The 14,993-nt window shown below is 60.0% G+C and carries 10 protein-coding genes; 8 read left to right on the forward strand and 2 right to left on the reverse strand.

Features of this window, described 5'->3' with window-relative positions; all coding sequences use genetic code 11:
- The first annotated feature begins 8 nt into the window (after nucleotides 1-8).
- From ACR0NB_RS16225 to ACR0NB_RS16255, 7 genes are all read left to right on the forward strand, one after another.
- Nucleotides 9-2,051: a dynamin family protein gene (locus tag ACR0NB_RS16225; protein ID WP_480776237.1), complete on the forward strand. Its 2,043-nt coding sequence runs from the start codon at nucleotides 9-11 to the stop codon at nucleotides 2,049-2,051.
- On the forward strand, nucleotides 2,048-3,331 hold the full coding sequence (locus ACR0NB_RS16230) for a dynamin family protein (RefSeq protein ID WP_480776238.1): 1,284 nt from the start codon (nucleotides 2,048-2,050) through the stop codon (nucleotides 3,329-3,331). Before ACR0NB_RS16225 ends, ACR0NB_RS16230 begins: the two co-directional genes overlap by 4 nt.
- A gap of 340 nt (nucleotides 3,332-3,671) precedes the next feature.
- The gene (locus tag ACR0NB_RS16235) at nucleotides 3,672-5,813 is read left to right on the forward strand and encodes a serine/threonine-protein kinase (protein WP_480776239.1); all 2,142 of its coding nucleotides are present in this window, start codon (nucleotides 3,672-3,674) and stop codon (nucleotides 5,811-5,813) included.
- Nucleotides 5,814-6,020: 207 nt separating this feature from the next.
- Nucleotides 6,021-7,028 (forward strand): FHA domain-containing protein, encoded by a 1,008-nt coding sequence (locus ACR0NB_RS16240; RefSeq protein ID WP_480776240.1) that lies wholly within the window; start codon nucleotides 6,021-6,023, stop codon nucleotides 7,026-7,028.
- A 3-nt stretch (nucleotides 7,029-7,031) separates the two neighbouring features.
- Nucleotides 7,032-7,817: a PP2C family protein-serine/threonine phosphatase gene (locus ACR0NB_RS16245; protein ID WP_170367232.1), complete on the forward strand. Its 786-nt coding sequence runs from the start codon at nucleotides 7,032-7,034 to the stop codon at nucleotides 7,815-7,817.
- Between the two features lie 22 nt (nucleotides 7,818-7,839).
- Nucleotides 7,840-9,090 (forward strand): transporter substrate-binding domain-containing protein, encoded by a 1,251-nt coding sequence (locus ACR0NB_RS16250; protein WP_170341687.1) that lies wholly within the window; start codon nucleotides 7,840-7,842, stop codon nucleotides 9,088-9,090.
- A gap of 44 nt (nucleotides 9,091-9,134) precedes the next feature.
- The gene (locus ACR0NB_RS16255) at nucleotides 9,135-10,244 is read left to right on the forward strand and encodes a transporter substrate-binding domain-containing protein (protein WP_170341645.1); all 1,110 of its coding nucleotides are present in this window, start codon (nucleotides 9,135-9,137) and stop codon (nucleotides 10,242-10,244) included.
- Between the two features lie 50 nt (nucleotides 10,245-10,294).
- Here the strand turns inward: ACR0NB_RS16255 and ACR0NB_RS16260 are convergent, their stop codons facing one another.
- Both ACR0NB_RS16260 and ACR0NB_RS16265 read right to left on the reverse strand, forming a co-directional pair.
- The gene (locus ACR0NB_RS16260; protein WP_480776241.1) at nucleotides 10,295-11,158 is read right to left on the reverse strand and encodes a polysaccharide deacetylase family protein; all 864 of its coding nucleotides are present in this window, start codon (nucleotides 11,156-11,158) and stop codon (nucleotides 10,295-10,297) included.
- Nucleotides 11,155-12,930 carry a carbamoyltransferase family protein gene (locus tag ACR0NB_RS16265; RefSeq protein WP_480776242.1) on the reverse strand — a complete coding sequence of 592 codons (1,776 nt, stop codon included), beginning with the start codon at nucleotides 12,928-12,930 and terminating at the stop codon, nucleotides 11,155-11,157. Before ACR0NB_RS16265 ends, ACR0NB_RS16260 begins: the two co-directional genes overlap by 4 nt.
- Nucleotides 12,931-13,406: 476 nt before the next feature.
- Here ACR0NB_RS16265 and ACR0NB_RS16270 point away from each other — a divergent pair, with 476 nt between their 5' ends.
- Complete coding sequence (locus ACR0NB_RS16270; RefSeq protein ID WP_480776243.1) at nucleotides 13,407-14,984, forward strand: carbamoyltransferase C-terminal domain-containing protein; 1,578 nt, start codon at nucleotides 13,407-13,409, stop codon at nucleotides 14,982-14,984.
- The last annotated feature ends 9 nt before the right edge of the window (nucleotides 14,985-14,993 follow it).

Consider the following 14,993-nt stretch of genomic DNA (forward strand, 5'->3'; position numbering starts at 1 on the left):
GTAGTGTTATGAGTGAAACCAACCGCCGGGAATTGATCCGGATCGCCAGCGAAATGAAAGAGGTGAGCAATGACGAGACCTGTCAGTTCATCTCTCGCATCGTTGACGATCTCAGCGGCCTGAAACCATCGATTGCATTCGTCGGGCAGATCAAGGCCGGGAAGTCCCGCCTGATCAACGGCTTTACGGGACAGGCAGAATTTCTGCCGTCGGACGTGAACCCGTGGACGACCGTGATCACCGACATGCATTTCGGTCATCCCTCCGGGCGCACATCGGGGGCCGAATTCCATTTCTTCGACAACCGCCAATGGCAGGCGCTGATCGCCGAAGGCGAAGAACTGCGCAACATGTTCCCCGACGATGAGGACAGCTATAAGCGCGAGATGATCGAGGAGCAGGTCGAGGCGATGAAAAACCGCGCTCGTCTGCGCCTGGGTGACAGTTTCGAACAGCTGATGGGCCAGCATCACGACCTCGAAGAACTGACGTCTGATGACCTTGCCCGCTATGTCTGTGCCGGGGATGATCCGACCGACGAAGCCGAACATGATCCGGGCTCGGACCGGGGTTTGTACAGCGACATTACCCGCAAGGCCGAGGTGTATTTCGATCTGGGCCACTTCCCGTTCCCGCTGACCGTGACCGACACGCCCGGCGTCAATGATCCGCTGTTGATCCGCGAAGAGATCTCGCGCCAGTACCTCAAGGAATCCGACTTTTTCGTCGTGGTTCTGTCCGCGCACCAGGCCCTGTCGCGCGCCGATTTGAAACTGTTCCGGCTGATGCAGGCGCTTGAGCTGGGTCAGATCGTGGTTTTCATCAACCGGGTCGACGAATTGGGCGGCGGTGCGGAAGACGCGGCGAAAGTACGCGCCGACGTTTTGGACGGGTTGGAAAAGGCGCTGGGGAAGTCCAGCATCGACGTTCTGATGGGCAGCGCTCAGTGGGCGCATTACGCACTGACCGGGGACGAAACCGGCGTCAACCACGATCACATCCTCGCCTGGCTGCGGGCGCATCCCGAACAGATGAAGCAATACCTTGCCGGCGTCGAAGAGATCAAACGCGGCCCCGGCCCCATCAGTCGCGAGGCGGTTCTGCGGTATGCTGCGATGATTGCCTCGGGCTTGCCCGACCTGCGCCGGCATGTCACCACCGCGCTGACTGACGGCCCACGCAACGAACAACTGCGTATGGCGTGGCAACATCTGAACGGCTTTGCCCAGGGCGAGCTGGAGCGCAGCAAGGCCCGCCTCCGCGCGCTGGAAGAAGATGGCCAACCTTCGGACGATGCGGCTGGCGAGAATGACAAGACCCTCGCCGAGTTGCGCAAGCTGGTATCGGACAAAACCGCAGAAATCACCCGCGACATGGATGATGTTCTGGCAAACTTGCGTGGTGTGATGGATGACACCGTGGCCGAAGCCGTCGTATCGGTTGTGCGCGGACCCGACGGGCAATCCCCGTTGCTTGCCAAAGGTGGCGCAACCGAACTGAACTTTACACCGTTGCGCGAACGCATGCGCGAACTGGTGCAGGGTGCGACTCAGGTCATTCGCCAGCGGATGCTCAGCGAACTCTATGCCATCGACATGCAGGCCAACGCGTCTCTGCGGTCCCTGCCGGGCTGGCAGGAGCCGACCGACAGCCGTATGAACACCAGTGCCGTGCGCTGGTTCCGTCCAGACACCACCGCTCTGACCCGGGGTATTACGGTCGAGTTGCGGGTGAACTGGTTGTCGCGTCTGATTTCGCGGAAATCCGTCGTCTCTCGCGCCGAGCGCATGATCGTGCAGGAATTCGAGATGATCGGAGATGACCTGATCGATACCGCGCGCGAGAACCTGCTGGAGCGCTTGAAAACCGCTCTGGACCATTTCCTGGCCCTGCTCGCCGGGCATCTTGAAAACCGCACCGCGACGGGCGAGACATGCGAGCGCACCCAGGCGCAGGTCGATTTCGACCGCGCACGCCGGATCGCGGACGAATTGCAATCGACCTTTGGCGCTGAACACAGCGACGAACGACAAGCGGAGGCCGCCGAGTGATTGAATTTCCCGGAACCGAGACGGAAGTGCGTCAGCTTGACCGTTTTCTGACCGCAACCGAACGCCTTCCGTCCACGCCCGAGTTGGACGGCATGCGCGCGCGGGCACAGTCCCACGCCGAGCGGTTGTCAAACGCGGTCTCAATCGGTTTTGCAGGGGAATTCGGCGCCGGGAAGTCCAGTCTTGCCAACATGCTCGCCGGAGCTGACATCCTGCCCACGGGTCCGCAACATCTGAAATTGCCTCTGGTGATTGTCACCTATGCGGACACGCCTGAAACGACCGTTGGGTGGTGGGACCGCGAGCCAAAGGTTTATTCCGGCATCGCCCTGGAAAAGGCCGCGGCCGACAATCCTGATTTTATCTCGGTGGGGCTGAACACCCCTGCCCTGCGCGAAATCTCGTTGTTCGACCTGCCCGGCTCCGGTGCGCTGGACGACACTTACAAACAAACGCTTGATTTGTTGAAATTCGTCGATTGCGCCATCTGGTGCACGAACGGAACCAACGCTTGGCGCGAGACCGAGCGCCATTTGTGGGCACAAGTCCCGCAAAACCTGCGCGACAACAGCTTGCTAGCCGTCACTCACACGGACCTGCCCCCTGTCCGCGACGCCCTCGATCGCGTTCTGTCGCGGTTGGAGAAGGAGAAGTCGGGCATGTTCCGCGCGATCGTACCGATCGGGACACCAGTTGCCGTTCGCGCCATGGCGCAAGAGCCGGAACCGGACTTCGCCTTGTGGGAAACCTGCGGCGGCCAGAACCTTGCGGAGAAGGTGCTTGAAATTGCATCGCATCGCCGCCGAACGGATCTGGAGGCCGCGCGGCAGGACCTTGCCGCTGACTTCCTGCCGTTCTTGGAGACATCGACCGGCGCGGGCGAAGCCGCAGCCTCGGACACCAGAACGGTACAGCCCAGTCTGGAATCTGCGCTGCCGCCGCTGGACAACCCGATCCTCGAAGACTGGCTGGCGGCGATCGCCAGCATTTACGAAGACCTGCGCGACAGTTCGGACATCGAACCGGCCGCCTTCCTGCAAAGCTGTCAGGAAATTGTCGAGGATTTTGCTGAACGGCTGGAAAACGGGTCCGAGATCGATCCCGAAGCCGACTGGATTCCGGGCGAGTTCGAAAAGGCCACCGACCTGCTTCTGCTGCTTCAATTCGAGAGCGGCGAAGGGCCACTCAAGGATGCGATCAGCATACTGGCGCAGCTCAGCGACAACCTGGCGTGGGCCGGCAGCACGGTCGCTTCGGCCCCTCCGAAGACCGGAACCTGAGTCATTCCCGCAAAGATTGAGCCGCGGCGCGGCGAATCGTTGACACTGGAATCATGATTCCATTGTTTCGAATCCGTGGACCATGGGTCGTCTGGCGCCCGGACTGAATCCTTTTTGTTCGCCGGGAAACACTACATATATGTACTCTATCAGCTTTTGGATCAATATATTGATCTGCGCCCGAAACCGTTCTCAGTGAAGCCACGAGGCGGCCCCATTAAAGTCAAATTTGAAACGTCTAACCGTTCTCAAGTGTCCTGCGGTTGTGTTGGTTGTGTGTTCGTGGGCTGATTGCCCGGTTATTTTGGCCGCAAGTTTTTGGAATGATGGGCGGGAAGAAATGAACCACAACCAGGCTGTCGGTGCATCGCACGACGAACCTCAAATTCAAGGTCTGCAACCGGGCGCGAAACTGCTGCGCGGCCAGTACGAAATTCTTCGCTTCCTCAGCAATGGCGGGTTCGGCATCACGTATTTGGCGCGTGACAGCCTGGAACGCGATGTGGTCATCAAGGAATGCTATCCGGGTGCCTTGTGCCGCCGCAACGGCGACCTGGTCGAACCCAATGATCCGGCCTTCAAGGACGACCTGCGCGCGATCATCGACCTGTTCATTCAGGAAGCCCGCAACCATGCTCGCCTGGTCCACCCCAATATCGTCGACGTGCACCAGGTCTTTGAAGACAACGATACTGCATATATCGCGATGGACCTGATCCGTGGATGCGATCTGCTGGATTACATCGAGGACCCCAAGACCGAAACCGGCCCGGACTTTATCGTCCAAGTCACCGAAAAGATGCTGTCCGCGGTGTCGTTCATCCACCAAAGCGGGATGCTGCATCGGGACATTTCGCCAGACAACATCCTGATCGACGAAAACGGCGAACCGATCCTGATCGACTTCGGCGCCGCGCGCGAGCAGGCTGCCAACCAATCGGCGGCCCTGTTGACGCTTCGGGTGATCAAGGATGGGTACTCGCCGCACGAGTTCTACGTGCGCGGCTCCGAGCAGGGTCCCAGCAGCGACTTGTATGTGTTGGCCGCAACGCTCTACCACGCGATCAGCGGCGAGCGCCCGATCGACGGCCAATCGCGCCTGAATGCCTTCAACAACGGACAGAAAGATCCCTATCAGCCGCTCACCGGCCGCTTCCAGGGTTACCCCGATGGCTTCCTTGAGGCGATCGACAAGGCCATGGAGGTCCACGCGACCGACCGCCTTCAATCCGCACTGGATTGGTTGCGGATGTTCCGCGGCCCCGGTGTCGAATTCGACAGCTTTGCCTATCGCCCCGTTTCGGTAATCGTGGCCTTGGACCGCAAGGACGAAGAGGCCGAAAAGGCCCGCATCAAAGCCGAAAGCGAAAACGCCGAAGCGGTTGTAACAGCCCTGCTTGCCGGCAATTCCGATCTGGCTCTTGGGCATGGCGAAAAAAACGACGACGGTCCGGCAAGTTTTGCCCAGAAGGACGAGCCCGCAGCGGCGGTGGATACGGTCGTCCAAAAAGGATCGGGCGGCAACGGCAAGTTGATCGCGGGTGTCGCCGCAATCGCGATTCTGGCCGCTGGTGGCTTCTTCGTGATGTCCGGCGGCTCGACCGAGACGGACCCGACACCGAGCCAGACCGCGACGCCCACCGAGACGGCCGAACCTGCCGAAACGCAGACGGCCGAACCAGTGATCGCGCCCGAAACAACCAAGGCAGAAGAAACCGCAGCAGCAACCGAAACAGAACAGCAGGTGGCAGAAGACCAGCCTGTCGAGCAGGCCGCAGCGGCTGTCACACCGCCGGCGGTGGAAGCACAGGAAGAAGCGGCTCAGCCCGAAGAACCCGTCGAAGTGGCGGCGGTTGCACCAAGCGCTCCGGTCAATCTGGCCGAGACCCAAGTCAGCTATGCCCATTGGGATGTCAAAATCCCGTTCTCGACTTCGCAGCGGCGCGCCTCGACCGGAAACATCATCGCCATCACCGGTGTGGATGCCGACCAGGACATGTCCACGATCGGTGAATGGGTTCAGCGAGGCGCAGCGATCTATACCCTGAACGGCAGCCCTGTGCGCGCCGGAACGACGCTTGCCGCACAGGTTCTGGACAACCTTCAGGTTGACCCGGACGGCTATATCCGTGTCGCGGCGCGGTATCGCCCCATCGGACAGACCCGCGCGCAGAACGGCCTGCTGGCCCTGCCCGCAATCCGCGAGTTCGGGCTGGCCAACGGTTACTCGTTCGAAGCCCGCGGCGCCGATTTGCCCGAATGGCAGACGGTTGTTGCCGGAGCACCGGCCGCAACGGCAGGTGGCCTGCAGACCGGCGACATTCTTGTCCGCGAGACTGTCTCGGGAACTGAGGTGATTGCTGCCGACAGTCTGGATACCGCGCTGAACGCGTTGGTTTCCGAAAACAAGCCCGAAGCACGGTTGGTTGTGCTTCGAAACGGGGCGGAAACAACCGCCGTGATGCCTTTGGCGCGGGAGTGATCAGGCCGGTACGTATGTGATCCGCCAGTTTGTGTTTGCTGAGGAGGATGCCGCGTTTTGGCCCTCCTGGTGGGGACCGGCCCGCCGCGGAAGATAAGAGTGTTTCAGGTTTCCAACTTCATAAGTGCCGCTGCGCCATGCGCAGAGGTTCGTAGCAGCCCCACGGGTCACCTAAGCCCGTGCAAGTAGTCAAAAGGTGTCGACACCATGTTCAAATACAAAAGCCCACTCAGCCGGCTTCTCGAGGGTGCCGGCAAAACCAAAGAAGCCGAAGGGTCGGAACCCGAAGTCGAAACGACAGACAAGGCCGAGCCGATTGCGGACTTCAATGCACTGCGCCAAGCTCTGGCTGGTGGAAACCTGAGCACGGACAGCTACGAGGAAACCGACGAGCTGATTCCGGAAGAGAAGATGCCCGATTTCGCCGAGACCGAACAGACGGTGGAAGAGGCAACAGAGAGCGAAGAAACAGCCGAAGCCGCGCCTGAAGCGCCGGAAGAAGCCGAACAGGTCGTGACGCTGCACGTTGCGGCAACCGAAGAAGAAGAGACCATCCAGTCGGTCATGGCCGAAACTGCCGAACCCGATCTGGAGGAAGTCCAAGAGGAAGAGGCCTCGGCGCCGACCCCGTTCGAGTTGCCGGAACCCATTGCAATCGAAACTGCCCCGGACGAAGCAGCGGCAGATGCCGAACCTGTGGCCACCGAGCCCGAAGAACGCGAAGCCGCCCCGGAAGTCGCCGAAGCGCCGGCCTCGGATCGTCGGTCGCGCGTCAAGACCACCTTCCTCGGGTTCGAGCGCCCTGACACACATGTGCAGGAACTGATCGAAACAGCCGAGCCGGTGGCCAAGACCGAAACCGCAGGCGCAACATTCCCGGTCGGTTGGCTGGCAGTAACCAGTGGCCCCGGGCGGGGGTCCAGCATCACGCTGACCGAAGGGCTGATGCAGATTGGCCGCAACGATGACCAGGCGATCCAATTGGATTTTGGCGACACCGGGATTTCACGGTCGAACCACGCCGTCATTGCTTATGACCCCGAAGACCGCAAATGCTATCTGGGCCATGGCGGCAAGGCAAACCTTGTGCGCCTGAACGGCAAACCCGTCCTCAGCACCGTGCCGCTGTCCAGCGGCGACCTGATCCGCATCAGCGAAACATCGCTGCGGTTCGTGGCCTTCTGTGACGAAAACTTCGACTGGCGGGACGCATAACGGATGCTGGCTACTCCGGCATATGACATTGCACTGATCCTGGATCAGGGTCAGCGCGACACGCAGGAAGACGCGGTTGCCTCGCGGGTCTTTGATGCCGCCAACGCCGGTTATGTCGTGGTGGCAGACGGCATGGGCGGTCACGCCGCGGGCGAAGTGGCTTCGGATCTGGTGGTCAAGTCCTGGTGCGAAGTGCTCGACGCAGTTCTGGAAAATCCGGAATTGACCGAGAATACGCTGCTGGATGCGCTGCCCATGGCCGCAATGCAGGCCAACGCGGCCGTGGCGGGGTATGGCGACGACCAGCACCAAGGCTTCAACATGGGCTCGACCCTGCTGGGAGTTCTGCTGCTGGGCAACAAAGTGTTCTGGATCTCGATCGGCGACAGCCCTTTGTACCTGTTCCGCGACGGCGTTCTGTCTCAGATCAACGAAGATCATTCGATGGCCCCGGTCATCGACGCACAGGTAACCCGAGGGGAGCTGTCCGAAGCCGAAGCGCAGTCCCATCCCGAACGCAACCAGCTGACCTCGGTCATCATGGGCGCGGCGATCCCCAAGGTAGACTGCCCCGAAGACGCGCTGGAACTGACGACCGATGACATCCTCATCCTCGGCAGTGACGGGCTGCAATATCTGGGCAACCACGACATCCAGTCCATCCTTCAGGACAACACTTCGGCCCTCTCCCAGGACATCGCCGACAGCCTCCTCAAGGCACTGATCGCCAAGGGTGACCCGGATCAGGACAACATTTCAATCGCCGTCATCAAAACGGCCCGACAATAACAAAAGCAAAGCAACAGGACCCATGAGAACACACCTGATCATATCCAGCATTGCCCTGGCGGCAGCAACCGGGGCAGCCTCGGCGCAAGAGGCATGCTCGACCTACGAGATCCAGCGCGGCGACAGCCTGCGTGAACTGGCCATCAAGGTCTATGCGACCGAAGACTATCGCATCATCTACGACGCCAACCGCGACACGATCGGGTCCAACCCCAACATCATCCGCGTCGGCGACGTTCTGACCTTCCCCTGCCTCGAGGATGTCGGCCGCGCCGCGCCTGAACCGGAAACCGAGGCCGAGCGCATGGCCGCCGAGATGGCAGCCGAACTGGTCAAGGCCGCGGAAGAACGTGCCGCCAAGGCCATCGCCGAGGCCGAAGCCCGCGTTGCGGAGGCCCAGCAGGCCAGCGACAAGGCTGTCATCGAAGCCAAGGCCGCTGCGAAGAAGGAAATCGAGGCCGCCCGCGCAGAAGGTGCCGCGTTGATCCGCAACGCCGGTGACGGCACCCGCCCCGAGATCCGCGACCGGCAGTTGTTGCTGATCACCGGGGGCAACTACGCGCCGTTTACCGACGAAGCCCTGCCCAATCGCGGTCTGTACACGAACCTAGTCGAAACCGCGATGCTGCGGGCGGCGCCGGAACAGGCCTACAAGATCCAGTTCGTGAACGACTGGTCGTCGCATCTGGACCTGCTGATGCCCACCCTGGCCTTCGATGCCACGTTCCCTTGGTCGCGCCCGAATTGCGAAGAAGCCGAGACACTTTCGGAAAGCGACCGGAACCGGTGCGAGACCTACAACTTCTCGAACCCGTTCTATGAAGTGGTCGATACGTTCTTCGCCAAGGATGGCTCAGGCTACGAAACCTCGCTCAGCTACGCGGAATTCGTCGGCACCACGATCTGCCGCCCCGAGGGCTGGTCAACCTCGCACATGGACGCTGTAGGTCTTTATGAGCCTGCGATCACCATCTTGCGCCCCGTCGATCCGGACGAGTGTTTCCACGCAGTCATGGACGGGCGGGCTGACCTGGTCGCCATCGAAGCGCATCTGGCCGTCGAGGCCATCGGTCGGCTGGGCTATGAACACAAGATCATCGAAAACCCCAACCTGGCGGCGATCAAGTCGCTCAACGTCATGACCCACAAGGACAATCCGGATGGGGAAGCGATCCTCGAGACGCTCAATCAGGGTCTGGCGATCATGCAGCAATCGGGCGAATGGCGCGACATCGTCTCGACCGCCCTGCGGTACCAAATGGAAAACGGATAAGGGCCGGAAAGGTCTGACAAAACAAAAGTCTGGAGGAAGTGGACATGTTTGAAATCAATCTGAAAAAACTGGTGGCGGCAGCCACCGCAGTAACCGCCCTCAGCGCCGGCGCCGCCGCCGCTCAGGAGGCCTGTACCAACTATACGGTTCAGGACGGTGACACGATGGCAACCATCGCCATCGCGGCCTACGGCACATCGAACTACCAGCCGATCTTCAACGCAAACCGCAACGTCATCACCAACCCGAACTCGCTTGAGCCGGGCATCGTTCTGGCCCTGCCCTGTGAAGACGGCAGCCTGCCGAATGGCCGCAGCGCGCAGGAAATCATCGCCGCGGAAGAACAGCGCGCTGCAAGCGTGAAACGCTCGAGCGTCTATGAGCCGCCGATCAAACTGGTCACCGGTAACGGCTGGGCGCCCTTCGCAGATGAATCGCTGAACGGCGGTGGTATCATCCCGCGTCTGGCAACCACCTCGCTGCAGCGGGGCGGCAACGCCCGCGACTATTCGGTCAGCTTTGTTGACGACTGGAACTCGCACCTGGAAACCCTTCTGCCGCTGGGCGCGTTCGACGTGTCGATGGCATGGAACATGCCGGACTGCACCAACCGCAGCTACGAATGGTCCTGGGAAACCGAGGTGCGCTGCACGCAGTTCGACTCGTCGGTCCCGGTCTATGACATCGTGGTCGGTTTCTACACCCTGCCCGAAAGCCAGTTCGCCAATGCGACCACTTTTGACGAGCTGAAAGGGTCGACCATCTGCCGCATGGACGGCTGGTTCATCCACGATCTGGAACAGCAAGGTCTGATCAATGGCGACACCATCACCTTGATGCAGCCGATCACCGCGCGGGAGTGTCTGGATGCCGTTCTGACCGGCACTGCAGATGTTGCAACCTTCGAGGTTCAGCTGTTCTCGGACACTATGGTTGAAATGGGTCTGAACCAGAACGACCTGATCGAGAACCCCTTCGTGACCTCGCTGTCGTCGCTGCGTTTCATCGCGCACCGTTCGAACCCGTTCGGCAAGCAGTACCTGGCCATGCTGAACAAGGGCCTCAACGAAATGCGTGAATCCGGCGAATGGTACGCGATCGTTTCGGACTCGCTGCGCGAGCACAACGACAAACTGATGGCCGCGTCGAACTGATCCCTCGGTTCCGCGAATGACTGGGGCTGGTCGACTGACCGGCCCCTTTTTTATTCTCCGATCAACTGATCCAGCCGACCCGCAAGGCCGCCTGCGGGGATCAAACCCTCGACCTTGCGCAGAAGTCGCGCGCCGCCAAAGTTCAGCCACTGAGACTGCCGCAACGCCCAGTAAGCGGCTTTGGCAGTTCCCAAAGCCGTGAGCTCGTCCCGTGAAACCATGAATGACGGAGGTTCCACGATCTCATAGGGATGCAGATAAACTTGCGGCGGTATGCCGGCCTGTTCAGACCGTTCGATCAATGTCCTCGCCAGACCCGAAGTCATGAACTTCAGATAGCTGCCTCCCAGACGCACCATCGGCCCCCTGCCCGCCAATGGCGTCATGAACAACGGCAAGATCCGGAGCGTGGTCAACCCCATTTCCCGCGAAAACCGATCACATTCCTGCTCCGAGGCGAAGAATGATGAACAGTCGTAGTCGAAATGACGTTCAATCAGGCGGTACTGTTCAGGCGTTGCGCGGTTCAATCGAAAGCGCGGGGCGCGAAACCCTCGAACAAGGGTATTCCCGGCCTCTTCCAAAGCTTGCCGCGCCTGACCCAGCATACGGTCTATGGTCTCCGCAGACTGCAGGTCCATGCTGTCATGAAAATAGTAGTGGCAAGCAACCTCGTGGCCCCGCTTTGCGATTTCGGCCACCAGATCAGGCGCATCGCGTGCCACGACCCCCGTGCAGAAGAACGTTGCGGCGCAACCCGTCGATCCACCATGTGAGCGAAGGAAGCCATCAATGGTTTCAAAGCTTTGCCACAGCTCCTCAACTCTGAGGGGTCCGGTTTCCCAGACCCCCAGAAGGCGTTTCAGATCATGCGCAAAGTCTTCGAAATCGACGCTGAGAAACAGCCGGGTCACGCGACAGCTTGGGCCCGGGCGCTGTCATCCTTCAGCGCTTCGCGCAGTACGACGTAGTCACCGATCACCAACGCATCCACTCCCGATGCCGCAAATGTCGCGCAAGCATCCAGAGGCGAATAGACGATGGGCTCCTGGATATTGAACGAGGTGTTCAACAACACAGGCACTCCGGTCTTTTCGCCGAACCGGGTCAACAAGGCGTGGTACAGCGGGTTCGCCGTCTGCGACACCGTATGTACGCGTGCCGTCTGGTCAGTATGAGTGATCGCCGGAATGTCTGCCGCCCGATCGTCACGCACACGAGCAACGATGTTCATGTAGGGGCTGGTCTGATCGATCTCGAAAAAGGTCGAGGCCGCCTCCTCTGCAACGCTGGGCGCAAAGGGCCGGAAATGCTCGCGTTTCTTGATCTTGACGTTCAGATCGTCGCGAATGCTGTCCTTGCGTGGGTCTGCAAGGAAGGATCGGGCACCCAGAGCACGCGGGCCAAACTCTGCCCGCCCCTGGAACCAAGCGATGATCTTGCCTTCGGCCAGGAGGTCGGACACACGGTCCAGAAACTGATCAACAGGCAGGGCCTGCTGCGGTTCCGCACAATACTGATCCAAGGCAGCGGTGATGTCGGCATCTGCCCAATCGGCACCCTGATATGGGCTGCGGACCGAGGGCAGATCGACTTGCCCGCTCGGAATGCAGGCCAGCGCTGCGCCAACTGCACAGCCAGCATCATGTGGGGCCGGTGGAATGATCACCTCGTCAAACGTGCCGTCCGCGATCAGCGTTCCATTCGCCGTGACATTCAACGCGCAACCGCCGGAAATTACCAATTTGCGCAGGTCCGGATTGGCTTTGCGGACCGGCTCCAGAATGTGGTGCAGGGCTGCCTCGAACGCGGCTTGCACGGATGCCGCCAGGTCCACGTGGCGTTCGTTCGGCGCGGTGCCAGGCTCGCGCCGGGTGCCGAACAGTTCTTCCATACGTGGATGGAACTCGCCGCGCAGGGCTGAGTGATAGTCGCACAACGCGGTGTTCACACGGTAACCGCCGTCATCGTCCAAGATCAGAATTTCGCGCAAGATGGCGTCGCGGTAGATGGGTTTGCCGTACGGCGCCAAACCCATCATCTTGTATTCACCTTCCAGCATCTTAAAGCCAAGAAAACCGGTGAAGGTCGAGTAGAAATGACCCAGCGAGTTGGGCCAGCGATGATCCGCCAGACCTTCCCGCTTGCCGTTCCGCACAACTGACACGATGGTCGAGCTTTCCTCGCCGCCACCGTCATAGGACAGCGAAACGAAGCTGTCCCAGTCACGCATCGCTTCGGCGTACAATTGATGGGTCAGATGGTGGTTGATGTAGTGCAACTTGAAATCGGCCGGACCATGCTCGGCCGTCAGGATCTTGCGGATGCGGAACAGGTCCATCCAGCCGCTGTCCTGTGACTCTTCCGACGAGGTATCTGACACGAACAGTGCCCCGATCCGCGCCGTTACGCTTTTGGCGGCCGAGGGTCGCTGCAAAATCTTGCGCATCGTGCCCATTCCGCGGCCGACCATACGCCAGGGCTGCCAATAGACCGCAACCTCATCGATGTCCGAGAACTTCAGCCCGGCAATGCGCAGAACCTCGGCGATCGCCTGATGGGGAAATGCCCCGTCATTCTTGACCCGCGTCAGCCGCTCTTCTTCGATTGCGGCAACCAGCTTGCCGTCCTTGAACAGCGCGGCAGCGCTGTTGCTCATTGTAGCCAAACCCAAAATTACTGACATAACCTAAAACACCCTTGGCCAAAAAACTTGCCTGATAACGCGGCCACGTTAACGGTCAGAGGCTGGTAGGTGCAACCCGGATGAAGGTGCCGCTCGATCAAATTTCAGCCTTTCCCGGCCAACCGGAAGCCATGCAAGTGTGATTCACCGGACTTGTCAGCCTGTTGCACCGGTCTGGTGCCGGGCACTGCGTGGGATACGCAATGCCCACCCAGTGAACAATCGCGCCAAAAGTGCTCTTTCGTTCACGAATAGCCACTGCGTTTAGCCCGACGGCAGCCGGTTGCGAACTTGGGTTCCCCGAAACACCGAGCTTCTGCTAGGCTTAATCGTGGCATTTGTTTTGGTATTCGTGGAATGGATTTGCGGTCAATTCGATCCGTCAACGCCCCGGCATTTTTGACCCGTCGGACTGTCACATCTGTTTGCGAGGCACCTGGTCTTTGGACCGTGACTTGTCGAGGGAAGGGCTATTCATGAAAATCCTGTCTTTCAAATCCGGACATGACGGCACAGTTGCAGGTGTCGACAGCACCGACGGGCGTCTGCTGTTTTCCTACGAGGCGGAAAAGAACAGCTTCCCCCGGTATACGCCGGTTACGCCTGACACGTTCATCGACGCGGGTCTATGGTTCAAGGATTTGCCGGATGTCCTGGCCCTCAGCGGGTGGTCAAGCAACGGGGCCGACCACGTTACAACTTCGGGGGCCGGATACTTCGGTATCGGCGCGGGGTCTGAAACAGCTGGCAAACGAACCTTTTTTGGCAAGTCGGTCGATTATTACTCTTCAACTCACGAACGGGCGCATATCTGGTGCAGCTATGCCATGTCCCCCTTTCGTCAGGGCGAGCCCTGTTATGTACTTCTGTGGGAAGGCGCATTGGGAGATTTCTACGAGATCGACAGCGACCTGACCATTCATCACCGAGGGCAGGTGATGACGGCCCCGGGCACACGCTTTGCGTTTCTCAATGCCCTCGCCGACCCCGACTTTCCGGTCACGGGCAACTCACCCCGGCCACAGGATCCCGGCCGCCTGATGGCAGCCTGCGCATTTGGTGAAGACGGTCCACCAGATGCGGATGAGACGGAACTGATCAACCGGTTGCTTTCCTCGGACCTGGGCGGCGACGCACTTCGCAAAAGCGATTTTGTGACTTCACCCTTCTTCAACATTGGAACGGACAGCCAAAAGCTGAAGAACATGGCCACCAAGCTGTCCAAAGCGATATTCCAGATGTTTCGCGACTATGCGGAACAGAACCTGCCTGAAAAGCATCCGCTGCTGATCGCCGGCGGGTGTGGCTTGAATGGACACTGGAATACCGCGTGGAAGCAAAGCGGGCTCTTCCGTGAGGTCTTCGTACCGCCGACGACCGGCGACTCGGGATGTGCCATTGGAACCGCCGTGGACGCGATGCGCCACTATACCGGCCAAGCCAAACTGGAATGGTCGGTCTATTCCGGCCAGTCCTTCTGCGACGACCGCATCGATACGCAGGGCATGACCGCAACTGAACTGAACCTCAACAGGATCGCCAAAGACCTGCTGGACGGAAAGATCATTGGCTGGACCCGCGGTAATTGCGAGATTGGGCCGCGCGCTTTGGGAAACCGGTCGATCCTGGCCGCGCCATTTTCCCCGGAGACACGTACGCGACTGAACCGGATCAAGGGACGGGCCAGCAACAGTCCAGTGGCGCCGTCTTGCCTGGAAGAGGATGCAGCACTGCACTTCGACATCAGCGCGCCCTCGCCATACATGATGGACTTTTACCGCGTTACCAATCCGGACCTGGCCGCAGTAACCCATGTCGACGGTTCGGCGCGGGTACAGACAGTCAACCGCAACCAAAACCCCTATTTTTACGACCTTCTGGCCGCGTTCAAGGCGGTGTCGGGGGTGGGTGTGCTTTGCAACACCTCGCTCAATTTCAAGAACTCCGGCTTCATTAATACAACCCGGGATCTGGCACATTACGCCCGCCAGGTCGGGTTGGATGGATTCGTCGCGGGCAATACTTATTACACTTTCGACAACCCGGGTTGTTGACCGAACAAG

Source organism: Ruegeria sp. CG3 (assembly GCF_056537205.1).